We start from the raw sequence: 25,264 nt of genomic DNA, 5'->3' as shown, positions 1-25,264 counted from the left end.
GGATAGATTTAAGCAAGCCAACCACACCACCCGTTAATCAGTATTGCAAAAATGGGGGTGACCATAGATTTTCATGGCTGTGATTCAACCTTCTTTCATGACCTGCGCCAGTAACTCATAGGAGTGCAGGCGATCGGCATGTTCGTACAGGTCGCTGGTGAAAATCAGCTCATCGGCCTGGGTCTGCTCGATCAGCACCTGCAGCTTGGCGCGATTTTTCTGCGGGCCACCGACCATGGCCAGGCCGAGGAAATCGCCCACCGCTTCTTTTTCATAGGGCAGCCACAGACCGTTCATGGTTTCGACCGGCGGACGCTGCACCAGGCTCTGGCCGCGCATCAACGCCAGGATCCGTTGATAGACCGAGGTCGCCAGGTAATCGGCCTGCTCGTCCGTGTCTGCGGCCACCAGCGGTACACCGAGCATCACGTAGGGCTTTTCGAGCACCGCCGATGGCTTGAAATGGTTGCGGTAGACGCGAATGGCTTCATGCATGTAGCGCGGTGCGAAATGGGAGGCAAACGCGTAGGGCAAACCGCGTTCACCGGCCAATTGCGCGCTGAACAGGCTCGATCCCAACAACCACACCGGCACCTGGGTCCCGGTGCCGGGCATGGCGATGATGCGTTGATCCGGCGTGCGTGGACCGAGGTAGCGCATCAGTTCGGCCACGTCCTCGGGGAAATCGTCGGCGCTGCCGGAACGCTCACGACGCAGGGCGCGAGCGGTCATCTGGTCGGAACCGGGCGCACGCCCCAGCCCCAGGTCGATCCGCCCCGGAAAGAGGCTTTCCAACGTACCAAACTGTTCGGCGATGACCAACGGCGCATGGTTGGGCAACATCACCCCGCCGGAGCCGACGCGAATGCTCGAAGTGCCCCCCGCCAGATAGCTCAGCAGCACCGCCGTCGCGGAGCTGGCGATGCCATCCATGTTGTGGTGCTCGGCCACCCAGAAGCGGGTGTAGCCAAATTTTTCCACGTGCTGCGCCAGGTCCAGGGAATTGCGCAAGGAGCGTGCGGCGTTGCCGTCTGCGCGCACGGGCACCAGGTCGAGGGTTGAGAACTTCACTTCGGACAGCTGTTTCATGGGCCAGGATCTCCAACGGCGTTCCGGGCTTTTCCCGCAGGCAAAGGCCGACCGTTTCTAGGGGTGTGTACCCTGCAATGTGGGCATATACCCGAGTTTCAATAGCAGCAACGAAATTTCCTACTAAATTGGTCGACTAATCGACAAGGGTGAACTTTCTCGACTCGTCTATCCTCACAACCCCAAGCAACGAAAACACCTTGGCGCGAAACCTCGCGCCGGATCTTGAGGAGACAGACATGGCTATCGTTAAGAAAGCATCGGCTCACTGGGAAGGTGACCTGAAGACGGGTATCGGCTCCATCTCCACGGAAACCGGCGTGTTGCGCGAAGCGCCCTATGGTTTCAAGGCCCGTTTTGAAGGGGGCCGGGGCACCAACCCGGAAGAACTGATCGGCGCGGCCCATGCGGGCTGCTTTTCCATGGCGTTTTCGACGATCCTGGGCGACGCCGGGCTCAAGGCCGACAGTATCGACACCCAGGCCGAAGTGACCTTGGACCAGGTCGAGGGCGGCTTCGCCATCACGGCAGTGAAGCTGATTCTCAAGGCGAAGATTCCCGGTGCCAGCCAAGAGCAATTCCGGGAACTGAGCGACAAGGCCAAGCAAGGGTGCCCGGTATCAAAGGTGCTCAACGCCAGGATCACCCTGGACGCGACGTTGCTGGGCTGATGAATTGAAAAGACCACAGTCCCGGCGCGGGCTGTGGTCTTTTGAATACGAGCGATCTGTTTACCCGTGGGCAATTGTGATCGAATGCAGGTCTGTGGTTTCTGCATTGAGGAAGTCGAGCATGAAACGATTTGCCCTGGTGGTCATTGGCTGCACATTCGCTACAACAACCCTCGCGGCCCCCAAGCCGTGTGAAGAACTCAAGGCCGAGATCGAAGCCAAGATCCAGGCCCAGGGTGTGTCGTCCTATACCCTGGAGATTGTCACCAACGACGAAGTCCACGATCAGAACATGGTGGTGGGGAGCTGCGACAACGGGACCCGCAAGATCATCTATCAGAAGAATGATCGCTAGAGACAGTTGGCCTGCCGGTCCTCGGCAACGATCTCTCGCTTGGCGTTGTAGAGCCGCGCGCTGGGACTGAACGCCAGGCTGCGCGCCTCCAGGCGATAACGCTGGCCTGCTTCGAAATGGTCGTAGCGCACGATCAGGTAGCACAGCCGCTCTTGCGGCTCGGCCTGCATACCCAACCCACCGCCGCTGTACACTTCGAAATCGAAACGCACCTCCAGTTCATGACTGCCCGGTGCAACCTGGAAGAACCGCCCGTCCGCGACGCGCCGACCGTCCAGGCGTTCAGCCATCAACACCTTGCCGCCCGGTGCCGGAGTGGCGAAGTCGATCCACGCCTTGTTCGCATCCACTGGGGGGAGCGGGCTCGTTGCGCAGCCGCTCACACAGAGCAAGATCGGTAATAGAACACGAAAATCCATGGCGAAACTCCCGGCATCAGCTACTGAGCATAGCGCCGATCAGCTCTGCTGGCAGCCCGCCGGCATTCCTTGGCCCACCACTTTGCGTTGCTGGTCGTACAGCTTGGCCCATGGTCGGAAACCGATACTGCCGGCCTGCAACTGGTAACGCTGACCGGCGTTGAAGTCCTTGAATTTCACATTCAACCGGCAATCACGCCACAACGGCTCGGCATTCGGGCCAATGTTGCCGGGCTCCACGGCAAATTGATAACGCACCGTCAACTCGTGGCTGCCGGGTTGCACTTGGAAGTAACGATGGTCGACAGAGGTCTTGGCATCGACCTCCAGCGCTTGCAACGCGGTGTCCTGGCGGTTTCCCAGGTCGATCCAGGCCTGGGAGGGGTCAGGGTCAGGCAAACCGGCACAACCAGTCAGCAGCAACAGGCCACTCGTCAGCATCAATACGCGCATAGCGAAGCTCCGGGCAGGCGAGATAGTCTTGTGGGCAGACTTCCCAGGGTGATTCCAATTGATCAGGCCGCAATCAAGCCATCGGTTACTCGACCGTGCTTTCCGGATTTTGTTTCCAGCCCTGCTGCTTTTGTTACTGAACGGTTGCTCCAGCGTCGGCTATTACCGCCAACTCGTCGGCGGCCAGTTGAAGTTGTTGCAGGCCCGCGAGCCGATCGACCGGGTCATCGCCGACCCGGCTCGCGATCCCCAACTGCGCGCGCACCTGACCCAGGCCCGCGAAGCACGGGCGTTCGCCAGTTCGCACCTGCACTTGCCCGACAACCAGAGCTATCGCCTGTACGCAGACATCGGTCGACCGTTCGTGGTCTGGAATGTCTTCGCCACGCCAGAGTTTTCCCTGGCAGCGAACAACCACTGTTTTCCGATTGCCGGTTGCGTGGCGTATCGCGGCTACTACAGCCAGGGTGCCGCCCGTGGCGAGGCAGCGTTGCAGCGTTTGCAAGGCATGGATGTGTCGATTGGCGGCGTAGAGGCTTATTCGACATTGGGCTGGTTCGACGACCCGATCCTCAGTTCGATGATGCATTGGGGCGATGAACGCCTGGCGACACTGATATTCCATGAACTGGCGCACCAGCGCTTCTATCTGAAAGACGACACCTCATTCAACGAGTCTTTCGCCACCTTCGTCGAACAGGAGGGCACTCGCCAATGGCGCGCCAGTCGCGGCCTGACGCCGGATAACGGTCAGCTAGTGCGCCAGCGCGAGCAGTTCATCCAACTGATCCTCGATACCCGCCAGCGCCTTGAAAAGCTCTACGCCCAACCCCTGCCTGCGGCGCAAATGCGCCAGCGCAAGGCCCAGGCATTCGAACGCCTGCGTGCCGATTACGCGCACCTGCGTGATACCCAGTGGGCGGGCGACAAACGCTACGACGCCTGGGTCTACGCACCATTGAACAATGCGCGGTTATTGCCGTTCGGCTTGTATGACCAATGGGTGCCGGCGTTTGCGGCGCTGTACAAGCGCGAGGGCGATGACTGGGTCAGGTTCTATGCGGCGGTGCAAACCCTTGGCAAATTGCCGGCCGATGAGCGTGTGGTGGCGTTGAAGGCGCTAACAGAACCTAAGGCTTCTGCAAATTGAATGGGCGCCATCGCGGGCAAGCTCGCGCCACAATGACCAACAAAAAAGGGCATATCGATCCATCGATATGCCCTTTTGATTGCCGTTTTGCTTCCCTCTGGCCGAGGTACTCGCAGCAATTATGGGTTGACGCAGTCCTTCAGGTTCTTGCCTGGCTTGAACGCAACGGTGTTGCTGGCCTTGATCTTTACCGGCTCACCGGTCTGCGGGTTCTTGCCAGTGCGTGCGCCGCGATGACGTTGCAAGAAAGTGCCGAAGCCCACCAGGGTGACGCTGTCCTTGCGGTGCAGGGCGCCGGTGATTTCTTCGAGGATGGCGTTGAGCACGCGGTTGGCTTGTTCTTTGGTGAGGTCTGCTTTTTCCGCGATGGCGGCGGCGAGTTCTGGTTTACGCATGAATGAAGCCCCTTTGACGGTTTTTTGTTTTTATGTCAGGGCTGTTCTCTTCGGAACACCCCTAAGGCGCCGCAGGCTCTACTCTGCGGCAGACGGGAGTGAGGATGGCACGGTGCCGTAAACCGCGCCAGTGTCAGGGCGACCTTTGTGGGACCAAAAGTAGGGTTTTTGCGACAGAACGACCAGTATTTACGCCAGCAGGGCTGGAAGTTCCTTGTTCAGCGCCAGTTTTTCCATCACCGCCGTACCGGTCAGCGCATAGCCCAACAGGTGTCCTTGGGCATCGCGGCACAGGGCCTTGATGTCGCCACCCTGCCCCTCGACGCTCCACACACCTTCGCGACCCCGTGGTGGCGGCGACACCACCAACGGACAGACCGGGGTTTTGACGGTAATCGGCATGGCACCGTAGCTGACCGCCGTCGGGTTGCCGGCCAGGGTCTGAGCCAGGGCGCGGGCGCAGCTCATCAGCGGCATCACGTACAGCAGGTTCAGGCCGTCGACCTCGGCGCAGTCGCCCAGGGCGTAGATATTGGCGTGGGACGTCTTCAAGTGACGATCGACCACCACGCCGCGATTGACCACCAGGCCGGCCGCTGCCGCCAGGTCGATCCGAGGGCGCAGGCCGATGGCCGAGACCACCAGGTCGCAGGCAATCACCTGGCCGTCGGACAGATGGGCTTCCAATCCGGAAGGCACTTTCTGCAAGCGGTTGAGCACAGGGCCCAAGTGGAAACGCGCGCCAAGGCTTTCCAGCCCGGCCTGCACCGCAGCGGCCGCCGCCGGGTGCAGCAGCGTCGGCATGACTTGCTCGCACGGCGCCACCAGTTGCACTTCGTAGCCACCCAGGCTCAGGTCGTTGGCGAACTCGCAGCCGATCAGGCCGGCGCCGAGCAGCAGCACCCGGCGCTTGCCGACGGCCGCAGCGCGAAAGCGCGCGTAATCTTCCAGGTCGTTGATCGGGAAAATCAGCTCCGCGGCATCGCCTTGCACCGGCACCCGCACGGTTTCGGCGCCCCAGGCCAGGATCAGGTCGCGGTAGGCCACCGCCTCTTCGCCGATCCACAGCCGCTTGTGCCCTGGGTCGATGCCGCTGATGCGGGTGTGGGTGCGTATTTCCGCTTTCAGTTGCTCGGCCATGGCTCCCGGTTCGGCCATGCTCAGACCGTCGGCGTCCTTGTTCTTGCCAAAGCCGGTGGAGAGCATCGGCTTGGAATAGGAGCGGCCGTCATCCGCCGTGATCAGCAGCAGCGGGGTTTCGCTGTCGAGCTTGCGAAACTCCCGGGCCAGGTTGTAGCCGGCCAACCCGGTACCGACGATAACGACAGGTGCGCTCATGTTGCTCTCCATGCTGGGAATGATCAGTTGATCTCGATCATTTCGAAATCGCTTTTGCCGACGCCACAATCGGGGCACAGCCAGTCTTCCGGTACATCTTCCCAGCGCGTGCCGGGTGCGATGCCATCGTCGGGCCAGCCGTCAGCTTCGTTGTAGATCAAGCCGCAGACGATACATTGCCACTTCTTCATTCAGGACTTCCTCAGGGTATCGGGCCGTTGCCGGCAGATCGGCCGGCAGCGTTGGGCGTTTTGTACTGGTCGGCCGCCGCCGATGCAAGCAAGATCGCAAGCCAGTCAAATCACCGGGCGACATGTTAAGCTCGGGGCCTCATTTGCTGCCAACCATGACCGCTGTGCCGCATACAAATTCGATATTTCCTACACTCCAGTGGCGACCACAGCACCTGCTGTCGCCTCGCCCCGACGCCTGTGTACTCGACTGGCTGTTCGACGAAGGCTCCCTGACCCGACGGCTGACGCACTTGTCGGACGATCATTTCAACGTGACGCCATTGTTCGAAGGCTGGCAGCCCCTGCGCGCCGACGAGTGTGCGGCCCTGGACCTGGCCGAAGGCAGCGAAGGTTGGGTGCGCGAAGTGTACCTGAGTGGCCACCACCAGCCTTGGGTGTTCGCCCGCAGCGTGGCGGCACGTAGCGCGCTGCAGGACGATGGCTTGCACATGGACCAGTTGGGCAGCCGCTCCCTCGGGGAATTGCTGTTCTGCGACCAGGCGTTCCAGCGGCGGGCAATCGAGGTCTGTCATTACCCCGAGCCATGGCTGCCGGCCGCTGTACGCGCCAGCCAGCTGTGGGGACGTCGTTCGCGCTTCGACCGGGGTGCGTTGAGCGTGCTGGTAGCGGAAATATTCCTGCCGTCGCTGTGGAGCGTCGCCCGCGCCTATTCGGAGACCTGTTGATGTACGCGCAATTGCTCAAATCCTTGAATCGCCTTAACCCACGGGCCTGGGACTTCGTGCAACTGACCCGCATGGACAAGCCCATCGGCATTTATCTGCTGCTGTGGCCTACACTGTGGGCGCTGTGGATTGCCGGTGACGGCTCGCCGTCGCTGGCCAACATCGTGATTTTCGTCCTCGGCGTGACGCTGACCCGCGCCGGTGGCTGCGTAATCAATGATTGGGCCGACCGCAAGGTGGACGGCCACGTCAAGCGCACCGCAGAGCGCCCGCTGGCCAGTGGCAAGATCAGTTCGAAAGAAGCCCTGGTGTTCTTCGCCGTGCTGATGGCTTTGAGTTTCCTGTTGGTGCTGTGCACCAATGCGCCGACAATCCTGCTGTCCTTCGGCGGCCTGGCGCTGGCGTGCACCTACCCGTTCATGAAGCGCTACACCTATTACCCGCAAGTGGTGCTGGGGGCCGCGTTCTCCTGGGGCATGCCGATGGCGTTCACCGCCGAGACCGGCCACTTGCCGGCCGTTGCCTGGTTGCTGTACATCGCCAACCTGCTGTGGACGGTGGGCTACGACACCTATTACGCCATGACCGACCGCGACGATGACCTGAAGATCGGCGTGAAGTCGACGGCCATCCTGTTCGGCGACGCCGATCGCGTGATCATCCTGACGTTGCAGGGCCTGGCCCTGGGTTGCCTGCTGCTGGCCGGGTCGAAATTCCAGCTGGGCGTCTGGTTCCACCTGGGGCTGGTGGCCGCTGCCGCGTGCTTTGCCTGGGAGTTCTGGTACACCCGTGGCAAGGACCGGATGCGCTGCTTCAAGGCGTTCCTGCACAACCATTGGGCAGGAATGGCGATTTTCGCCGGCATCGTGCTGGATTACGCGTTGCGCTGAGGCCGCTGACCCAGCACTGAACCTTGGGTCAGGAAAGGCTTTGTGGCGAGGGAGCTTGCTCCCTCGCCACAAGAGCATCCGCTAGGCACCGTGCCCATCAGTCAGGCTTGGCAACCTTCCACGCGCCGTCCATCTTGCCGTCACCGGTCATGTCTCCGGCCTTCTTGTCCATGACAAAGGTGTACAGCGGCTTGCCATAGTAGGCCCACTGCTTCGTACCGTCGCCACGGGTGATCACCGTCCAGTCGCCCATGGGCTTGTCGCCCGCTTCAGCCTTGAGCGGCGGCCAGTTGGCCGCGCAGGTATCGTTGCACATCGACTTGCTGCCCGAGTCTTTGGCAAACGTATACAACGTCATGCCCTTGTGGTCGGTCAGCATGCCATCTTTCTCCATCGCCGGTTCAGCTGCAAACGTCAGTGCCGGGAACGCCAGGACCGTGGTAACCGCCAAGGCCTTGATGGAATGAGTGAGGTAAGTCATGGAAACCTTCTTTTGTGGTTGTCAGGATTCGGACTTGAAGCTTAGTCCAGGATCCGCTTCGCTGCCGGGTGGCGAAATAACTGTCACACGACTGCAATAATTCCGTTATCTAATGCGGCGCAAGACAGTTAAATGACAAGAGGATTACCCCCATGGTTGGCAGGAACATTCTGATCGTCGACGACGAGGCGCCCATCCGCGAGATGATCGCCGTGGCGTTGGAGATGGCCGGCTATGACTGCATGGAAGCAGAAAACTCCCAACAGGCTCACGCTATCATCGTCGACCGCAAGCCCGACCTGATCCTGCTGGACTGGATGCTGCCCGGCACGTCTGGCATCGAACTGGCGCGACGCCTGAAACGCGATGAGCTGACCGGTGATATTCCGATCATCATGCTCACCGCCAAGGGCGAAGAGGACAACAAGATCCAGGGCCTGGAAGTCGGCGCCGACGACTACATCACCAAGCCGTTTTCACCCCGCGAATTGGTGGCACGCCTCAAGGCCGTGCTGCGGCGCGCCGGGCCGACCGATGGCGAGGCGCCGATCGAGGTCGGTGGCCTACTGCTCGACCCCATCAGTCACCGCGTGACCATCGACGGCAAGCCCGCCGAAATGGGCCCGACCGAATACCGCCTGCTGCAATTCTTCATGACCCACCAGGAACGCGCCTACACCCGCGGACAGTTGCTGGACCAGGTCTGGGGCGGCAACGTCTATGTCGAGGAGCGCACTGTCGATGTGCACATCCGCCGCCTGCGCAAGGCCCTCGGCGATGCCTATGAAAATCTGGTACAAACCGTGCGAGGCACCGGTTATCGTTTTTCGACAAAGGCATGAGAAAAAGCAGCTGCGAGCTTTGAGCTACAAGTAAAAGCCACTACCGACCCGCTTCAAACTTGCAGCTTGAAGCTTGCAGCTTTCAGCTGCTTCCAAAGGAAGCCCCGTGAATCAAAACTGGCATGGCACCCTGATTCGCCACATGTTGTTGCTGGTGACCGGCTGTCTGCTGATCGGCCTGATCAGTGGCTATTACGGCTGGAGCCTGGCCGCGGGCCTGGGACTTTACCTGGCCTGGACCCTCAAGCAACTGCTGCGCCTGCATGAATGGCTGCGCCTGCACCAGCCCGACGAAGCCCCGCCCGATGGCTACGGCCTGTGGGGCGAGGTGTTCGACAGCATCTACCACCTGCAGCGCCGCGACCAGCGCGTTCGTGGGCGCTTGCAAGCGGTGATCGATCGGGTCCAGGAGTCCACCGCCGCGCTGAAAGACGCGGTGATCATGCTCGATAGCGACGGCAACCTGGAATGGTGGAACCGCGCCGCCGAGACCCTGCTGGGCCTCAAGACACCCCAGGACAGCGGCCAGCCGGTGACCAACCTGGTGCGTCATCCGCGCTTCAAGGAGTATTTCGAACAAGGCAGCTACGCCGAACCGCTGGAAATTCCCTCGCCCACCAATGACCGGCTGCGTATCCAGCTGTACATCACGCGCTATGGCAATAACGAGCACCTGATGCTGGTACGCGACGTGACGCGTATCCATCAATTGGAGCAGATGCGCAAAGACTTCATCGCCAACGTTTCCCACGAGCTACGTACGCCGTTGACGGTGATCTGCGGCTACCTGGAAACCCTGCTCGACAACGTCGAAGAAGTGAACCCGCGCTGGAGCCGGGCCTTGCAGCAGATGCACCAGCAAAGCGGGCGCATGCAGACCCTGCTCAACGACTTGCTGCTGCTGGCGAAGCTGGAGGCCACCGATTACCCCTCGGACAACCACCCCGTGGCCATCGACGATTTGTTGCAAACAATTGCCGAAGATGCCCAGGAACTGTCGGGGCCCAAGCAGCAGGCCATCACGTTGGAAGCCGACGCGCGCGTGCAGCTCAAAGGCAGCGAGGCGGAACTGCGCAGTGCGTTTTCCAACCTGGTGTTCAACGCGGTCAAGTACACGCCGGAACAAGGCCGGATCCATGTGCGCTGGTGGGGCGACGAGCAAGGTGCGCACCTGAGCGTGCGGGATTCGGGCATTGGCATCGACAGCAAGCACCTGCCGCGCCTGACCGAACGCTTCTACCGAGTCGACTCCAGTCGCAACTCCAACACCGGCGGCACCGGGCTGGGCCTGGCGATAGTGAAGCACGTCCTGTTACGTCATCGCGGGCGCATGGAAATCAGCAGCGTACCCGGCCACGGCAGCACGTTTACCTGCCATTTCGCCCCGGCACAGGTGGTTCGGGCGCGGCTGGCCAGCCCAGCCGATTGACACCGACGGGCATCCCCCTCTAGGCAACCGCCAAGTCAGCCGCTACATTGGCTGACTTGTGCCTGCCTTTTCAGGTACTCATTTTTAATTTCCACGACGATACGGAACCCGCAAAACTCCATCATGGACCCTTCCCCTGGCTTGTCCCTGGCAACACTCTTCGCCGAATTCGGCATGATTCTTTTCGCTCTGATCCTGGTCCTGCTCAACGGCTTTTTCGTTGCAGCGGAATTTGCCATGGTCAAATTGCGCTCGACCCGGGTCGAAGCCATCGCCGAGCAGAACGGCTGGCGCGGGCACATCCTGCGCACCGTACACAACCAGCTCGACGCGTACCTGTCAGCCTGCCAATTGGGCATTACCCTCGCCTCCCTGGGCCTGGGCTGGGTTGGCGAGCCGGCGTTCGCCCACCTCCTCGAACCGCTGCTGGAGGTGGTCGGCGTGCAGTCGCCGGAGGTGATCAGGGGCGTCTCGTTCTTCACCGCGTTTTTCGTGATTTCGTACCTGCACATCGTGGTCGGTGAGCTGGCGCCCAAATCCTGGGCGATCCGCAAGCCCGAGCTGCTGTCGCTGTGGACCGCCGTGCCGTTGTACCTGTTCTACTGGCTGATGTACCCGGCGATCTACCTGCTCAACGCCAGCGCCAACGCCATCCTGCGCATCGCCGGCCAGGGCGAACCCGGCCCGCATCACGAGCACCATTACAGCCGTGAAGAACTCAAGCTGATCCTGCACTCCAGCCGTGGCCAGGACCCGAGCGACCAGGGCATGCGCGTGCTGGCCTCGGCCGTGGAAATGGGCGAGCTGGAAGTGGTGGACTGGGCCAATTCCCGGGAAGACCTGGTGACACTGGAGTTCAACGCGCCGCTCAAGGAGATCCTCGCGCTGTTCCGTCGTCACAAGTTCAGCCGTTATCCGGTGTACGACAGCGAGCGGCAGGAGTTCGTCGGCCTGCTGCACATCAAGGACCTGTTGCTGGAACTGGCCGCCCTGGACCACATTCCCGAGTCGTTCAACCTGGCCGAGCTGACCCGGCCGCTGGAACGCGTGTCGCGGCACATGCCGCTGTCGCAGTTGCTGGAGCAGTTCCGCAAGGGCGGCTCGCACTTCGCCGTGGTCGAGGAAGCCGACGGCAACATCATCGGCTACCTGACCATGGAAGACGTGCTGGAAGTGCTGGTGGGCGACATCCAGGACGAACACCGCAAGGCCGAGCGCGGCATCCTGGCCTACCAGCCGGGCAAGCTGCTGGTGCGCGGCGACACGCCGCTGTTCAAGGTCGAGCGCCTGTTGGGGATCGACCTGGACCACGTCGAGGCCGAAACCCTCGCCGGGTTGGTCTACGAAACCCTCAAGCGCGTGCCGGAAGAGGAAGAAGTGCTGGAGGTCGAGGGCTTGCGGATCATCATCAAGAAGATGAAAGGGCCGAAGATCATCTTGGCGAAGGTGTTGATGCTCGATTGAGCATCAACCTGCTTTCCGGCACGCCCGCGCAGAACCTGTGCAGACCTGTAGCAAACCTGTGGGAGCAAAACTTGCTCCCACAGGTTTTGGGTCAATACCCTCGCCGCAGAAACTCCTGCGCTATTGCTTACCCACCGCGAAGTTGGGCAACTCCCCCACCGGTTGGTTGAACTGATAGGGAATCGACACCAGCCCCAACCCGGTATTGCGCTGCACCACGAAGTGCAGGTGCGGGCCGGAACTGTTGCCGGTGTTGCCGGACAGCGCCAACGGCGAGCCCACCACGACTCGCTGCCCTTCCCGCACGCTGACCGAACCTTTCTTCAGGTGCAGGTAGACGCCCATGGTGCCGTCATCGTGCAGCACCCGCACGAAGTTGCCCGAGGGGTCCTCGCCATGGCCGGTCTGGTTGTTTTCGGTCTTGATCACCACTCCACCGCGCGCCGCGATGATCGGTGTGCCTACTGGCATGGCGATGTCCATGGCGTAGCGGTTTTTCGGGCCGTAATGGCTGTATTGGCCATTGGCGCCCTGGCTCAGCCGGAACGGCCCGCCGCGCCATGGGAAGGGGTATAGGTAGGCCTGCGCTGCGCCTGCGGGGTCGCCCAGGGAATATTGCAAGCTTGTGGTGTACACCAACGGTTGTCCCGGTCGAGCCGCCGTGAGCAGGGCCAGGCGCAGGTTGCTGCGTGCCGGCAGCACCCGTCGGATCGGCTGGTCCGGCGCCCCGCTGACGTTACGCAAGCCGAGGAAACTCAACTCGACCTCTACTGGCGCATACAAATCATTGCGCACGTACACCGCGTCCGCGTCTTTCTGTTTGCGAACATCGAGAAACACTTGCCGCTCCAGCCGCTCGACCATGCGATCGCGAAACACGAACACTTGGGCGCCCTTGCTCGGGCGGTCGCTATAGGAGACCACGCCATTGGCGTCGGTGGATTTGTAGATGGTCATGGCCACGGCCGAGGATGAGGCCAAGACAAGACCGCAAGCGAACAACAGGGGCGCGAGCATGGGCAAAGGTTCTGTCGAAAAGGAAAGGCCTGCACAGCAGCCTAGCAGCTGGGATGGACCTGCGTAGTCGACAGATGTTTCAAGAATGAATCAACAATCGTTGTTGGATCCAATGCCCCCATCGCGAGCAAGCTCGCTTCCACAGTGATTTGTGCAGGTCACAGATTTGTGCCCCGCCGCAAATCCCCCGTGGGAGCGAGCCCTGCTCGCGATGGCGACCTGATAGGCGCCGTCGGATCAGGCACCCGGTACGAAGTGCTTCTGCGCGGTGCCGCGGGCGATCAGGCGGGAGATGTAGTCGAGTTTCTGCGGATCTTTGTCGACGAAGCGGAAGGTCAATTGCAGCCATTCACTGTCAGGCGACTGCTCATGGGCGACGATGGCGTGCAGGTAACCATTCAGACGAGCGGTTTCGGCGTTGTCACCTTGTTCCATGTCCAGCACCGAGCTTTCGAGGACTTGCGGCAAGGTGTCCGTGCGCTTGACCACCAACAGCGCTTCCTTGAGGGTCAGGGCCTTGATCACACATTGCTGGATGCCACTGGACAGGCGCAGTTGGCCTTGGCCACGACCGGCAGTCGGTGCAGCGGCGGGAGCCTTGACGGGCGGGTTGTTGAGCAAGCCACGGGCCGGCGCGGCGGCAACGGGAGCTGCAGCAGGCGCCGGGGCTGGAGTGGAAGCGGTCGCGACCTGAGCTGCCTTGCCACCCGTCAGGGCACTGAGGGAGTCATTGCCGAACGCCGAGTTCGCTTTGGTCGGGGCGCTCATTATCTTGTCGAGCTTGCCCACCTTGTGCAGGGCCTGCTTGACCTTGGTCAGCAGTTGCTCATTGGTGAACGGTTTGCTGACGTAGCCGGAAACACCAGCCTGGATCGCCTGGACCACGTTTTCCTTGTCGCCACGGCTGGTAACCATGACGAAGGGCATGCCCTTGAGATTGTCCTGCTGCCGGCACCAGGTCAGCAGTTCCAGGCCGGACATTTCCGGCATTTCCCAGTCGCACAGCACCAGGTCGAACGCCTCGCGGGCCAGCAGCGCCTGGGCTTTCTTGCCGTTCACCGCGTCTTCGATGCGCACGCCCGGGAAGTAGTTGCGCAGGCACTTCTTAACCAGGTCACGAATGAACGACGCATCGTCCACGACCAACACACTGACCTTACTCATCCAGATACACCTCTAAAAAATCCCGGCAAGCATACCGCTTTTACTGATGGCACATCGCCAAAAAACCTTCAGTCACGCCGGGACTTTTCGTTCGCGGGTGCTGCTTTCGATAAAAAAACCCCAAAAAAAAGCCCGGCCAAAAGGCCGGGCGCTTTTCTTGGCAATCTTACTTATCGTCCGTTTCGCCGGGAACATTAGCGGTTTCGGACGGGGTGCCTTCAACTTCTTCCTTCATGCGCTTGAGCCCCATGTGCCGTACGTCGGTACCGCGCACCAGATAGATCACAAGTTCGGAGATGTTGCGCGCATGATCGCCGATACGCTCCAGGGAACGCAGCACCCAAATGATGCTCAACACCCGGGAGATCGAGCGCGGATCTTCCATCATGTAGGTCGCCAGCTCGCGCAGGGCAGTCTTGTATTCGCGGTCGATGATCTTGTCGTACTGGGCCACCGACAGCGCCAGGTCGGCGTCGAAACGGGCAAAGGCATCCAGCGCATCGCGCACCATGTTACGCACCTGGTCGCCAATGTGGCGCACCTCGACATAACCGCGCGGGGCCTCGCCTTCTTCGCACAACTGGATGGCCCGACGGGCGATCTTGGTGGCTTCGTCGCCGATCCGCTCAAGGTCGATCACCGACTTGGAGATGCTGATGATCAACCGCAAGTCGGAAGCCGCCGGCTGACGACGGGCCAGGATTCGCAGGCACTCCTCGTCGATGTTGCGCTCCATCTGGTTGATCTGGTCATCGATTTCACGCACCTGCTGGGCCAGGCCGGAGTCGGCCTCGATCAGCGCGGTCACCGCGTCATTGACCTGCTTTTCCACCAGCCCGCCCATGGCCAGCAGGTGACTGCGCACTTCCTCAAGCTCAGCGTTGAACTGTGCGGAAATGTGGTGGGTAAGGCCTTCCTTCGAAATCATGGGTTTGCTCCGCAAAAGCTGTGAGCTGCAAGCTACAAGCTGCAAGCTGATGTGTGTCGTTACTCGGATCGCTTTTACTTGCCGCTTGCAGCTTGACGCTCGCGGCTCTACGGCTAGCCGTAGCGACCGGTAATGTAGTCCTCGGTCTGCTTCTTGGCCGGATTGGTGAACAGCGTATCGGTGTCGCCAAATTCCACCAGTTTGCCCATGTACATGAACGCGGTGTAGTCGGAAACCCGCGCCGCCTGTTGCATGTTGTGGGTCACGATGACGATGGTGAACTTGGACTTGAGCTCGTAGATCAGCTCTTCGACCTTCAGCGTCGAGATCGGGTCCAGGGCCGAGCAGGGTTCGTCGAGCAGCAATACTTCCGGCTCCACGGCGATGGTGCGGGCAATCACCAGACGTTGCTGCTGGCCGCCGGACAGGCCCAGGGCCGAGTCGTGCAGACGGTCCTTGACCTCGTCCCACAGCGCCGCGCCCTTGAGCGCCCATTCCACGGCTTCGTCGAGAACCCGCTTCTTGTTGATGCCTTGGATACGCAGGCCGTAGACCACGTTCTCGTAGATGGTCTTGGGGAACGGGTTGGGCTTCTGGAACACCATGCCCACACGACGACGCAGCTCGGCCACGTCCTCGCCCTTGCGGTAGATGTTGTTGCCGTAGAGGTTGATTTCGCCTTCGACGCGGCAACCGTCCACCAGGTCGTTCATGCGGTTGAAGGTGCGCAGCAAGGTCGACTTGCCGCAGCCCGACGGGCCGATGAACGCGGTGACACGCTGTTTCGGGATGTTCAGGCTGACGTCATACAGCGCCTGCTTCTCGCCATAGAACAGGTTCAGGCCGGGCACTTCGATGGCGACGGTTTCCTGGGCCAGGTCCAGGCTCTGCTTGTCGCGGCCCAGGGCCGACATGTTGATGCCGTGTGCGTGTGCTTCGTGTTGCATGGTCTCACTCCGTTCGTAGCTGCAAGCTTCTAGCTGCAAGCTGCAAGTTTGAGCAAAAGCGGCGGATCGCTTGCCGCTTGTGGCTAATGACTTTTAGCTATCCAACGCTTTGTACTTCTCGCGCAGGTGGTTACGGATCCATACCGCCGACAGGTTGAGCGTGGCGATCACCAGCACCAGCAGCAGCGCCGTGGCGTATACCAGCGGGCGCGCCGCTTCGACGTTCGGGCTCTGGAAGCCGACGTCATAAATATGGAAGCCCAGGTGCATGATCTTCTGATCCAGGTGCAGGTACGGGTAGTTGCCGTCCAGCGGCAGCGACGGGGCCAGTTTCACCACGCCCACCAGCATCAGCGGTGCCACTTCACCGGCGGCACGGGCCACGGCGAGGATCATGCCGGTCATCATCGCCGGGCTGGCCATGGGCAGGACGATTTTCCACAGCGTCTCGGCCTTGGTCGCACCGAGGGCCAGGGAGCCTTCGCGCACGGTACGCGGGATCCGCGCCAGGCCTTCTTCAGTGGCGACGATCACCACCGGCACCGCCAGCAACGCCAGGGTCAAGGAGGCCCAGAGCAGGCCCGGGGTGCCGAAGGTCGGCGCCGGCAGGGCCTCGGGGAAGAACAGTCGGTCCAGCGAGCCGCCCAGCACGTAGACGAAGAAACCCAAGCCGAATACGCCATAAACGATGGCCGGGACACCCGCCAGGTTGTTGACCGCGATCCGGATTACCCGGGTCAGGGTGTTCTGCTTGGCGTATTCACGCAGGTAAACCGCTGCCAGCACGCCGAACGGCGTGACGATCATCGCCATGATCAGGGTCATCATGATGGTGCCGAAGATCGCCGGAAAGATCCCACCCTCGGTGTTCGCCTCGCGAGGGTCATCGCTGAGGAATTCCCAGACCTTGCTGAAGTAGAAACCCAGCTTGGTGAAAGTGCCCATACCGTTCGGCTGGTAGGCGTGCACCACCTTGCCCAGGCCGATTTCCACTTCCTTGCCGTTGGCATCGCGGGCGGTCAGGCTGTCGCGGTTGAACTGGGCATGCAGGTCGGTCAGGCGTGCCTCGACGTCCTTGTAGCGGGCATCGAGCTCGGCGCGCTCGCTGGCCATGTCCGCCTGGGCGGCGGCGTCGAGCCTGCCGTCCAGCTCCAGCTTGCGGCCGTGCAGGCGAATGCGTTCCAGGCCGGCGTTGATGGCGCCGATGTCGGTTTTTTCCAGGGTCTTGAGTTCGGCGGCCAGTTGATTGACGCGCTGTATGCGGGCCTGCAATTGCGGCCAGGCGGCCTCGCCTTCGGCGACCACCTTGCCATCTTCCTTGACGTTGACCAGGTAGCCGTAGAAGTTGCCCCATTCACGGCGTTCGATCGCCATCAGCTCCGGTGGCGTGGTCTGGTCGGTCAGCCAATCGCCAACGATCCACGTGAAATCGTTGCCGTTCAAGTCGCGGTTGCCGACCTTGATCAGCTCGCGGGTCATGAACTCGGGGCCTTCGTCGGGCACCGGCAGGCCGGCGCTTTTAAGGCGCTCGCGCGGCACTTCTTCCTTTTGCACCACTTCGCCCACCACCAGGTGCGCGGGCATGCCCGGCACGGTGTAGTTGGCGTGGATCAGGTCCGCCGGCCAGAAATGGCCCAGGCCGCGCACGGCAATCACTGCCAGCAGGCCAATGGTCATGATCACCGCGATGGACACCGCGCCACCGCTGATCCAGACGCCGGGGGCGCCGCTCTTGAACCATCCTTTCAGGGAGTGCTGTTTCACAGACTTCTACCTTTCTTAAAGCGACGAATATTTCTTGCGCAGACGCTGACGAATCAGCTCGGCGAGGGTGTTCATGACAAACGTGAACAGCAGCAATACCAGGGCCGACAGGAACAGCACGCGGTAATGGCTGCCACCGACTTCCGACTCGGGCATTTCCACCGCCACGTTGGCCGCCAGGGTGCGCAGGCCTTCGAACAGGTTCATTTCCATGACCGGCGTGTTACCGGTGGCCATCAGCACGATCATGGTCTCGCCCACGGCCCGGCCCATGCCGATCATCAGCGCCGAGAAAATCCCCGGGCTGGCGGTGAGGATCACCACGCGGGTCATGGTCTGCCACGGCGTCGCGCCCAGGGCCAGGGAACCCAGGGTCAGGCCGCGCGGCACGCTGAACACGGCGTCTTCGGCGATGGAGTAGATGTTCGGGATCACCGCGAAGCCCATGGCCAGGCCCACCACCAGGGCGTTGCGCTGGTCGTAGGTGATGCCCAGGTCGTGGGAGATCCACATGCGCATGTCACCGCCGAAGAACCACGCTTCCATGTACGGGCTCATGTACAGCGAGAGCCAGCCCACGAACAGGATCACCGGAATCAGCAGGGCGCTTTCCCAACCGTCCGGGATCCTCAGGCGAACGGACTCCGGCAGGCGGCTGAAGACAAAACCGGCCACCAGGATGCCGATCGGCACCAGCATCAACAGGCTGAAGATGCCTGGCAGGTGCCCCTCGACATAAGGCGCGAGGAACAGACCGGCGAAGAAACCGAGGATCACCGTCGGCATCGCTTCCATCAGTTCGATCACCGGCTTGACCTTGCGGCGCATGCCCGGGGCCATGAAGTAGGCGGTGTAGATCGCGGCGGCCACGGCGAGCGGGGCGGCCAGCAGCATCGCGTAGAAAGCGGCTTTGAGGGTGCCGAAGGTCAGCGGCGACAAGCTCAGCTTGGGTTCGAAGTCGGTGTTGGCGGCGGTGGATTGCCAGACGTATTTAGGCTCGTCGTAGTTCTCGTACCAGACCTTGCCCCACAACGCGCTCCACGAGACCTCCGGGTGCGGGTTGTCCAACGCCAGCGGTTGCAACTGGCCGCCCTGCTCGACGATCAACCGGTTGGCCCGTGGCGACATGCCGAACACACCCTGGCCATCGACCACTTGATCCACCAGCAACGTACGGTGGGCGGTGCTGTGGAACACACCGAGCTGGCCGGCGGCGTCGAGTGCGACGAAGCCTTTGCGACGCTCTTCAGCGGTGATCTCGACGATCGGCGTGGTGCCCATCTGGAAGCTGCGGATGTGCTTCAGGCGTTGCTCACCGTCCGCATCGCGGGCCATGAACCACTGGGACAAGCCGCCCTTGGAGTTGCCGACGATCAGCGAAATGCCACCTACCAACTGAGTGGCGGCGGTCACTTGGGCCTCGCCATCTTCCAACAGTTTGTAGCGACCGTTGAGGCTCTTGTCCCGCAGGCTGAATACGTCGGCCTGGGCGCGGCCGTTGACCACGTAGAGCCACTGCTGGCGTGGGTCGACGAAGATGTTCTTCACCGGCTCGGTCATTTGCGGCAGATCGATACGCGTCTGCTCATGGGTGACTTCGCCGGTCATCATGTTTTCTTCGCTGGTAAGCGACAGGACCTGCAAGTGGGCACCGCTGGAGCCGGCCAGCAACAGGGTCGACTCGGTGGCGTTGAGGCTGACGTGCTCCAGGGCCTCGCCCTGCTCGTTCAACGCGATCGGCGTTTCACCGTAAGGGTATTCGATGGCGGGCGAGATGGTTTTCTTGCCGTCGGGGTAGCTGACCTTATAGGTGTGACGGAACACCAGGGCCTGGCCGTTGGACAGGCCGATGACCACCAGCGGGCTGCCGGGCTGGTCTTCGCCAATGGAACTCACGCTGGTACCGGCCGGGATCGGCAGGTCGATACGACGCAGTTCGGCGCCACTGTCGACGTCAAAGAACAGCGCCTGGCCCTTGTCGGAAACCCGCATGGCGACCTGGTTCTGCTCTTCGATGGCGAGCATCAGCGGCTTGCCGGCGTCTTGCATCCAGGCCGGGCTGATGCGCTCCTTGGCGGTCAGGTCCGCGCCCTGGAACAGGGGCAGCACTACATAGGCCAGGAAGAAGAAGATCAGGGTAATGGCGGCCAATACGGCGAGACCGCCGACCAGCACGTACCAACGGGTCAGGCGATCCTTGAGCGCACGAATGCGGCGCTTGCGTTGCAGCTCAGGCGTATTGAAGTCAATGCGCTTGGGAGGGGAAGTCGTAGTCATTGTGGAATTGGCCAGATCATTCATGCGCACACCCTAGCGATCCTGTATGACAGAAAAATGACAATGCAGTGACGCAACAAATCCGCCGCCCGTGGACACCGGCAGCGGAGAGAAAATTAGGCTGTGGGAGCGGGAGGGCTCCCACAGGGACCCGGGCTAGGCCGGACCGTTACTTCTTGGCGACGTTGCCACCTTCCGACAGACCCAGGTCAGCCAGTGCCTTGGCGGCGACTTTGGCTGGCAGTGGGATGTAGCCATCCTTGACCACGACTTCCTGGCCTTGCTTGGACAGGACCAGCTTCACGAACTCGGCTTCCAGCGGGGCCAGAGGCTTGTTCGGTGCCTTGTTGACGTACACGTAGAGGAAACGCGACAGCGGGTACTTGCCGTTCAGGGCGTTTTCTTCAGAGTCTTCGACGAACTCGGTGCTGCCTTTCTTGGCCAGGGCCACGGTCTTCACGCTGGCGGTCTTGTAGCCGATGCCCGAGTAACCGATGCCGTTCAGCGAAGAGCTGATCGACTGCACGACCGAAGCCGAGCCAGGTTGTTCGTTGACGTTAGGCTTGTAGTCGCCTTTGCACAGGGCTTCTTCCTTGAAGTAGCCGTAGGTACCGGATACCGAGTTACGACCGAACAGTTGCACTGGCTTGTTGGCCAGGTCGCCGGTCACGCCCAGGTCGCCCCAGGTTTTCACGTCGGCTTTGGCGCCGCACAGGCGAGTGGACGAGAAGATCGCATCGACCTGTTCCATGGTCAGGTGCTGGATCGGGTTGTCCTTGTGCACGAATACAGCCAGGGCGTCCACGGCAACCGGGATGGCGGTTGGCTTGTAGCCATACTTCTGTTCGAAGGCCTGCAGCTCGTTGTCCTTCATCTTGCGGCTCATCGGGCCCAGGTTGGAGGTGCCTTCGGTCAGAGCGGGTGGCGCGGTGGAGGAACCGGCGGCCTGAATCTGGATATTTACGTTCGGGTATTCTTTCTTGTAGTTCTCGGCCCACAAGGTCATCAGGTTGGCCAGGGTATCGGAGCCGACACTGGACAGGTTGCCCGACACACCCGTGGTCTTGGTGTAGCTCGGGATCGCAGGGTCAACAGCGGCAACCGCGTTGGCAGTCGCAACGCCAGCAGCGACGAAAGTCATTGCCGCCATCAAACGCTTCAGTTTCATGCCTTACTCCTAGCAGATAGGGTGTGTTAAGTCGGCCAAGTATCGGTAAGCCGTGTGAACACTCTATGGCTGAAATATGACAATTGGATGAAAGGCCAGCACTGAATTTTTCAAGATGATTTGTGGCGAGGGGATAAATCCCCTCGCCACGAGAGCCACGATTTGGCTGTGTTGATCAGCGCCCCTTCTTCCAAAGATACGCACCCACCGCAATCCCGACGCCGCAGATCACCGCCACATAGTAGGCAGGCCCCATCGGGCTTTCCTTGAGCAGCAGGGTGACGACCATCGGGGTCAGGCCGCCGAAGATCGCGTAGGCCAGGTTGTAGGAGAACGACAGGCCGCTGAAACGCACCACGGCGGGGAAGGCCTTGACCATGACATACGGCACTGCGCCGACGATGCCCACCAACAGCCCGCTCAAGGCATAGAACGGAAACAACCAGTCGGGGTGGTTGAACAGGCTGTGATAAAAGGTCCAGGACGTCACCAGCAGTAACGCACTGCCAAACACGAAGACCCGTCCGGCACCGAAGCGGTCGGCCAGCACGCCGGCCCCGATGCAACCCAGGCTGAGGAACACGATCGCCACGCTGTTGGCCTGCAACGCGGTAGCCGGGCTGAAGTGGTACACGGTCTGCAACACGGTCGGGGTCATCAGGATGATCACGATGATGCCGGCCGACAGCAACCAGGTCAGCAACATCGAAACCGTGATCGCACCACGGTGATCACGCAGCACGGCGCGCAACGGCACTTCTGCGGCCAGGGCCTTGCGCAGTTGCAGCTCGGCGAACACTGGGGTTTCGTGGAGCCACTGGCGCAGGTACACCGAAAACAGACCGAACACGCCGCCCAGCAGGAATGGAATCCGCCAGGCGTAATCCGCGACTTCCACTGCGCTATAAATGCTGTTGATGGCCGTGGCCACCAGCGAACCCAACAAAATCCCCACCGTCAGGCCGCAGGTCAGCGTGCCGCAGGCATAGCCGATATGGCGCGCCGGCACGTGTTCGGAAACAAATACCCAGGCGCCCGGCACCTCGCCGCCGATGGCCGCGCCCTGGATCACCCGCATCAGCAACAGCAGGATGGGTGCCCACATGCCGATCTGCGCATAGGTCGGCAACAGGCCCATGATCAAAGTCGGCACGGCCATCATGAAAATGCTCAGGGTGAACATCTTCTTGCGTCCCAGCAGGTCGCCGAAGTGCGCCATGACGATCCCGCCCAGGGGCCGGGCCAGGTAGCCGGCGGCAAAGATGCCGAACGTCTGCATCAAGCGCAGCCACTCGGGCATTTCGGCAGGAAAGAACAATTTGCCGACCACGGTGGCAAAGAATACGAAAATGATGAAATCGTAGAACTCCAACGCACCGCCCAAGGCAGAAAGCGACAGGGTCTTGTAATCGTTGCGGGTCAGCGGACGGGCGGGATGCGCAGGCGTCGCGGTGCTCGAAGGCGCGGTGGTCATGGCAAGGCTTCTCTTATAGTCGGTTCTGCCGGGGCAGGTTCGGCACGATAGCAAATTGTTCAAAAAAGCACAGGCAGGCGTGAATTTGACAATCGAAATCAGAACCGGGTGGTCGTCTCGACGCCTGTCGCCCGATATACTCGCAACATTGCAACACTCTGTAAGGGGTTGCTGTGCGAAAACGTCGTTGGTGGTGTAGTACCAAGACCAGCCGGTTTCGCAGAGTTTCCCTTTGGCACGCCTTTACGAAAAACGTGACGAACGCAGGTTCGGGCTGAATCGTTTTTTACAAAGACGGCTATTCACCTGAAGCACCAGACAGAGTCACGGGTCAGAGGCACCCCCGGCATGATAGAGCTCGAACAAGAAGATCCAATCCCGCAAGGCGACCTGGCTTTGCAAATCACCGCGCTTCCGCGCGAGACCAACGGTTTCGGCGATATTTTCGGCGGCTGGCTGGTGTCCCAGATGGACCTGGCCGGCACGGCGATGGCCAGCCGGGTTGCCGGCGGACGCGTGGCTACCGTGGCGATCGATCGCATGGCCTTCCTGGTGCCGGTGGCCGTGGGTGCACAGCTGTCGTTTTATACCCAGACACTGGAAATCGGCCGCAGCTCGATCCAGATGATGGTCGAGGTCTGGAGCGACGACCCGCTGTCCAGCGAATGGCGCAAAGTGACCGAGGCCGTGTTTGTCTTCGTTGCCATCGACGGCAGTGGCCGCACCCGTTCGGTTCCGCCGCGCGCCCGTTAAACGCGGCGCCGCTTTTGCGGTCCATTGCTGCTCCTGTTCCCGAGTGAGATCTGCAACATGCCTACGCCCCACGTCGAAGCCGTCAAGCTGGATGAACTGAATGCCTGGCGTATCCGCCACGCTCAGGCCGAGTTGTTGGTGGCCCAGCAAGGCGCACATATCCTCAGCTATCAAGTGGATGGCCAGCCGCCGCTGATCTGGCTCAACGACCACGCCACCTTCAAGGCCGGCAAGAGCATCCGCGCGGGCGTGCCGGTGTGCTGGCCGTGGTTCGGCAACCTGACGCGCAACCCTCAAAGCGTGCAGGCCATGCGTGTGAGCAACGACCCGGCCACGGCCCACGGCCTGGTACGGGCAATGGACTGGGAACTCAAGGGAATCGAAGTCCAGGGCGAGGGCGTGAACGTGGAGTTCGTGCTGCCCTACCCGGAAAACGGTCTCTCGGGCTGGCCTCATCAGGTGGACCTGACGCTGACCATCGTGATGGACGAGCAACTGCACATCCGCCTCACCAGCCATAATCGTGGCAGCGAAACCGTCACCTTGAGCCAAGCCCTGCACAGCTATTTCGCCGTCAGCGACGTCCGCGAGGTGCAGGTCGAAGGGCTGGACGGCCTGAACTACATCGAGACCCTGGACGACTGGAAAACCGTCACCCAGGCCGGTGACCTGCACTTTGCCGGCGAGACCGACCGGATCTACCTCGACACTCCGCCGAAACTGAGCATCGTCGACCCGCGCTGGGCACGACGGATCGAACTGACCAGCAGCGGCTCGCGCTCGGCGGTGATCTGGAACCCCTGGACTGAACGCGCCAAGGCCTTAAGCGACATGGCCGACGATGGCTGGCAGGGCATGCTGTGCATCGAGACGGCGAACGTGATGGACGATGTGGTGACGTTGCTGCCACAGGCCAGCCATACCTTGGGTGTGAGTATCTGCGGCAAGCCGCTCTAAGCCACACCACATAGGGATCTGTGCCAGGTCAACCGACCTGTTACAGATCCGCGTCCTGCACCACCCGCACCTTCTGCGCATCCAGCGCATACGCCGCACTCGCCAGATCGTTGTCGACCTTTTCGATCTTCAGCGTTCCCGTTACCCACAGCGGCGTGTAGATGTCGTCCAGCTTCAGGCCCTTGGGATAGCGCACCAGCACCAGTTGATTAGGCGGCGGTGGCGGGACGTGGATGCACGCGCCGGGATAGGGGACCAGGAAAAATAGCGTACTACGCCCCTTGGCATCGGTTTCCAGGGGTACCGGGTAGCCGCCGATGCGGATGTTCTTGTCGTTCATCGACGCCACGGTCTTGGTCGAATACATCACCGCCGGCAAGCCTTTGCTTTGCTTCAGGCCGCCCTTGTTGGTGAAGGTGCCGTTGGCTTCGGGGGAGTTGTGGTCGATCTCGGGCATGGCCTCGAGGGCTTTCTGGTCCGACTTGGGCATCAGCTCGAGCCAGTCGGTTTCCGGCAGTTCGCCAGCGTGGGCCAGGCCACTGCCCAGCAATAGAAGGGTCAAGACTAGACGGCGCATGACAGGGCTCGACAATGGAAAGGCGAGCATTCTAGCCCTCTGCGCGCGCCACGCGCAGAGGGCTTCGTCGCGTTGAATCAGTTTTTCTTGATCAGGCCGTAGATCACCAGCAACACGATGGCACCCACCAGGGCACCGAGGAAGCCAGCGCCTTGGCCAGCCTGGTAGATGCCCAGGGCCTGGCCGCCGTAGGTGGCTGCCAGCGAACCGCCGATACCGAGCAGGATGGTCATGATCCAGCCCATGCTGTCATCGCCCGGTTTCAGGAAACGCGCCAGCAAGCCGACGATCAAGCCGATAAAGATGGTTCCAATGATTCCCATGGCAGTTCCTCTCTGGTTGA

At 61.3% G+C, this 25,264-nt stretch carries 27 protein-coding genes; 10 read left to right on the top strand and 17 right to left on the bottom strand.

Going from position 1 to position 25,264, the window contains the following annotated elements:
* Positions 1 to 84 precede the first annotated feature (84 nt).
* Complete coding sequence (locus tag N4Q37_RS24680) at positions 85 to 1,089, bottom strand: LLM class flavin-dependent oxidoreductase (RefSeq protein WP_260962558.1); 1,005 nt, start codon at positions 1,087 to 1,089, stop codon at positions 85 to 87.
* A 239-nt stretch (positions 1,090 to 1,328) separates the two neighbouring features.
* Here N4Q37_RS24680 and N4Q37_RS24675 point away from each other — a divergent pair, with 239 nt between their 5' ends.
* Both N4Q37_RS24675 and N4Q37_RS24670 read left to right on the top strand, forming a co-directional pair.
* Positions 1,329 to 1,760 carry an OsmC family protein gene (locus N4Q37_RS24675; protein WP_260962556.1) on the top strand — a complete coding sequence of 144 codons (432 nt, stop codon included), beginning with the start codon at positions 1,329 to 1,331 and terminating at the stop codon, positions 1,758 to 1,760.
* Between the two features lie 121 nt (positions 1,761 to 1,881).
* On the top strand, positions 1,882 to 2,115 hold the full coding sequence (locus tag N4Q37_RS24670) for a DUF1161 domain-containing protein (protein ID WP_260962554.1): 234 nt from the start codon (positions 1,882 to 1,884) through the stop codon (positions 2,113 to 2,115).
* Here the strand turns inward: N4Q37_RS24670 and N4Q37_RS24665 are convergent.
* Positions 2,112 to 2,534 carry a PA0061/PA0062 family lipoprotein gene (locus N4Q37_RS24665; RefSeq protein ID WP_260962552.1) on the bottom strand — a complete coding sequence of 141 codons (423 nt, stop codon included), beginning with the start codon at positions 2,532 to 2,534 and terminating at the stop codon, positions 2,112 to 2,114. The genes N4Q37_RS24670 and N4Q37_RS24665 overlap by 4 nt on opposite strands.
* A gap of 39 nt (positions 2,535 to 2,573) precedes the next feature.
* Complete coding sequence (locus N4Q37_RS24660; RefSeq protein ID WP_260962550.1) at positions 2,574 to 2,987, bottom strand: PA0061/PA0062 family lipoprotein; 414 nt, start codon at positions 2,985 to 2,987, stop codon at positions 2,574 to 2,576.
* Positions 2,988 to 3,045: 58 nt separating this feature from the next.
* Here N4Q37_RS24660 and N4Q37_RS24655 point away from each other — a divergent pair, with 58 nt between their 5' ends.
* Complete coding sequence (locus N4Q37_RS24655; RefSeq protein WP_260962548.1) at positions 3,046 to 4,137, top strand: aminopeptidase; 1,092 nt, start codon at positions 3,046 to 3,048, stop codon at positions 4,135 to 4,137.
* Positions 4,138 to 4,256: 119 nt separating this feature from the next.
* Here N4Q37_RS24655 and N4Q37_RS24650 read toward each other — a convergent pair whose 3' ends face one another.
* From N4Q37_RS24650 to N4Q37_RS24640, 3 genes are all read right to left on the bottom strand, one after another.
* Positions 4,257 to 4,532 carry an HU family DNA-binding protein gene (locus tag N4Q37_RS24650; protein ID WP_260962546.1) on the bottom strand — a complete coding sequence of 92 codons (276 nt, stop codon included), beginning with the start codon at positions 4,530 to 4,532 and terminating at the stop codon, positions 4,257 to 4,259.
* A gap of 189 nt (positions 4,533 to 4,721) precedes the next feature.
* Positions 4,722 to 5,870 (bottom strand): NAD(P)/FAD-dependent oxidoreductase, encoded by a 1,149-nt coding sequence (locus tag N4Q37_RS24645; protein ID WP_260962544.1) that lies wholly within the window; start codon positions 5,868 to 5,870, stop codon positions 4,722 to 4,724.
* A gap of 23 nt (positions 5,871 to 5,893) precedes the next feature.
* On the bottom strand, positions 5,894 to 6,061 hold the full coding sequence (locus N4Q37_RS24640) for a rubredoxin (RefSeq protein WP_260962543.1): 168 nt from the start codon (positions 6,059 to 6,061) through the stop codon (positions 5,894 to 5,896).
* Between the two features lie 164 nt (positions 6,062 to 6,225).
* Between N4Q37_RS24640 and N4Q37_RS24635 the strand changes: the two genes are divergently transcribed.
* A complete protein-coding gene (locus N4Q37_RS24635; RefSeq protein WP_260962542.1) occupies positions 6,226 to 6,789 on the top strand; it encodes a chorismate--pyruvate lyase family protein in 564 nt (187 codons plus the stop codon).
* Positions 6,789 to 7,679: a 4-hydroxybenzoate octaprenyltransferase gene (gene ubiA / locus N4Q37_RS24630; protein WP_260962540.1), complete on the top strand. Its 891-nt coding sequence runs from the start codon at positions 6,789 to 6,791 to the stop codon at positions 7,677 to 7,679. Before N4Q37_RS24635 ends, ubiA begins: the two co-directional genes overlap by 1 nt.
* Before the next feature lie 97 nt (positions 7,680 to 7,776).
* Here the strand turns inward: ubiA and N4Q37_RS24625 are convergent, their stop codons facing one another.
* Positions 7,777 to 8,160, bottom strand: coding sequence for a COG4315 family predicted lipoprotein (locus N4Q37_RS24625; protein ID WP_260962538.1), 384 nt, complete (start codon positions 8,158 to 8,160; stop codon positions 7,777 to 7,779).
* Positions 8,161 to 8,312: 152 nt separating this feature from the next.
* Here N4Q37_RS24625 and phoB point away from each other — a divergent pair, with 152 nt between their 5' ends.
* The 3 genes from phoB to N4Q37_RS24610 all read left to right on the top strand — a co-directional run bounded on the left by phoB (position 8,313) and on the right by N4Q37_RS24610 (position 11,895).
* Positions 8,313 to 9,002 (top strand): phosphate regulon transcriptional regulator PhoB, encoded by a 690-nt coding sequence (gene phoB, locus N4Q37_RS24620; protein ID WP_092167659.1) that lies wholly within the window; start codon positions 8,313 to 8,315, stop codon positions 9,000 to 9,002.
* Positions 9,003 to 9,144: 142 nt separating this feature from the next.
* The gene (phoR, locus tag N4Q37_RS24615; protein ID WP_260962561.1) at positions 9,145 to 10,431 is read left to right on the top strand and encodes a phosphate regulon sensor histidine kinase PhoR; all 1,287 of its coding nucleotides are present in this window, start codon (positions 9,145 to 9,147) and stop codon (positions 10,429 to 10,431) included.
* Between the two features lie 123 nt (positions 10,432 to 10,554).
* Complete coding sequence (locus tag N4Q37_RS24610; protein ID WP_260962533.1) at positions 10,555 to 11,895, top strand: hemolysin family protein; 1,341 nt, start codon at positions 10,555 to 10,557, stop codon at positions 11,893 to 11,895.
* 120 nt (positions 11,896 to 12,015) lie between these two features.
* Here the strand turns inward: N4Q37_RS24610 and N4Q37_RS24605 are convergent, their stop codons facing one another.
* The 8 genes from N4Q37_RS24605 to N4Q37_RS24570 all read right to left on the bottom strand — a co-directional run bounded on the left by N4Q37_RS24605 (position 12,016) and on the right by N4Q37_RS24570 (position 22,634).
* The gene (locus N4Q37_RS24605; protein WP_260962531.1) at positions 12,016 to 12,912 is read right to left on the bottom strand and encodes a M23 family metallopeptidase; all 897 of its coding nucleotides are present in this window, start codon (positions 12,910 to 12,912) and stop codon (positions 12,016 to 12,018) included.
* Positions 12,913 to 13,149: 237 nt separating this feature from the next.
* Entirely contained in the window at positions 13,150 to 14,076 is a 927-nt protein-coding gene (locus tag N4Q37_RS24600) for a response regulator (RefSeq protein ID WP_260962529.1), read from the bottom strand.
* A gap of 166 nt (positions 14,077 to 14,242) precedes the next feature.
* Positions 14,243 to 15,004 carry a phosphate signaling complex protein PhoU gene (gene phoU / locus N4Q37_RS24595; protein WP_030139132.1) on the bottom strand — a complete coding sequence of 254 codons (762 nt, stop codon included), beginning with the start codon at positions 15,002 to 15,004 and terminating at the stop codon, positions 14,243 to 14,245.
* A 113-nt stretch (positions 15,005 to 15,117) separates the two neighbouring features.
* A complete protein-coding gene (gene pstB, locus N4Q37_RS24590) occupies positions 15,118 to 15,951 on the bottom strand; it encodes a phosphate ABC transporter ATP-binding protein PstB (RefSeq protein WP_260962525.1) in 834 nt (277 codons plus the stop codon).
* A gap of 93 nt (positions 15,952 to 16,044) precedes the next feature.
* Entirely contained in the window at positions 16,045 to 17,715 is a 1,671-nt protein-coding gene (gene pstA / locus N4Q37_RS24585) for a phosphate ABC transporter permease PstA (protein WP_260962523.1), read from the bottom strand.
* A gap of 15 nt (positions 17,716 to 17,730) precedes the next feature.
* Positions 17,731 to 19,764: an ABC transporter permease subunit gene (locus N4Q37_RS24580; protein ID WP_260962560.1), complete on the bottom strand. Its 2,034-nt coding sequence runs from the start codon at positions 19,762 to 19,764 to the stop codon at positions 17,731 to 17,733.
* A gap of 397 nt (positions 19,765 to 20,161) precedes the next feature.
* The gene (locus N4Q37_RS24575; protein ID WP_260962521.1) at positions 20,162 to 21,160 is read right to left on the bottom strand and encodes a phosphate ABC transporter substrate-binding protein PstS; all 999 of its coding nucleotides are present in this window, start codon (positions 21,158 to 21,160) and stop codon (positions 20,162 to 20,164) included.
* Positions 21,161 to 21,335: 175 nt separating this feature from the next.
* Entirely contained in the window at positions 21,336 to 22,634 is a 1,299-nt protein-coding gene (locus tag N4Q37_RS24570; RefSeq protein WP_260962519.1) for an MFS transporter, read from the bottom strand.
* 348 nt (positions 22,635 to 22,982) lie between these two features.
* Here N4Q37_RS24570 and N4Q37_RS24565 point away from each other — a divergent pair, with 348 nt between their 5' ends.
* Entirely contained in the window at positions 22,983 to 23,387 is a 405-nt protein-coding gene (locus N4Q37_RS24565) for an acyl-CoA thioesterase (RefSeq protein WP_139641270.1), read from the top strand.
* A gap of 57 nt (positions 23,388 to 23,444) precedes the next feature.
* Entirely contained in the window at positions 23,445 to 24,344 is a 900-nt protein-coding gene (locus N4Q37_RS24560; RefSeq protein ID WP_260962515.1) for a D-hexose-6-phosphate mutarotase, read from the top strand.
* A 40-nt stretch (positions 24,345 to 24,384) separates the two neighbouring features.
* On the opposite strand, the gene N4Q37_RS24555 is transcribed toward N4Q37_RS24560, so the two are convergent.
* On the bottom strand, positions 24,385 to 24,921 hold the full coding sequence (locus N4Q37_RS24555; protein WP_260962513.1) for a DUF3299 domain-containing protein: 537 nt from the start codon (positions 24,919 to 24,921) through the stop codon (positions 24,385 to 24,387).
* A gap of 77 nt (positions 24,922 to 24,998) precedes the next feature.
* Complete coding sequence (locus N4Q37_RS24550; protein WP_260962512.1) at positions 24,999 to 25,244, bottom strand: GlsB/YeaQ/YmgE family stress response membrane protein; 246 nt, start codon at positions 25,242 to 25,244, stop codon at positions 24,999 to 25,001.
* Positions 25,245 to 25,264 lie beyond the last annotated feature (20 nt).

This window comes from Pseudomonas citri (assembly GCF_025336485.1).
Classification (GTDB): domain Bacteria; phylum Pseudomonadota; class Gammaproteobacteria; order Pseudomonadales; family Pseudomonadaceae; genus Aquipseudomonas; species Aquipseudomonas citri.
This window is presented reverse-complemented; position numbering and strand designations above follow the sequence as displayed.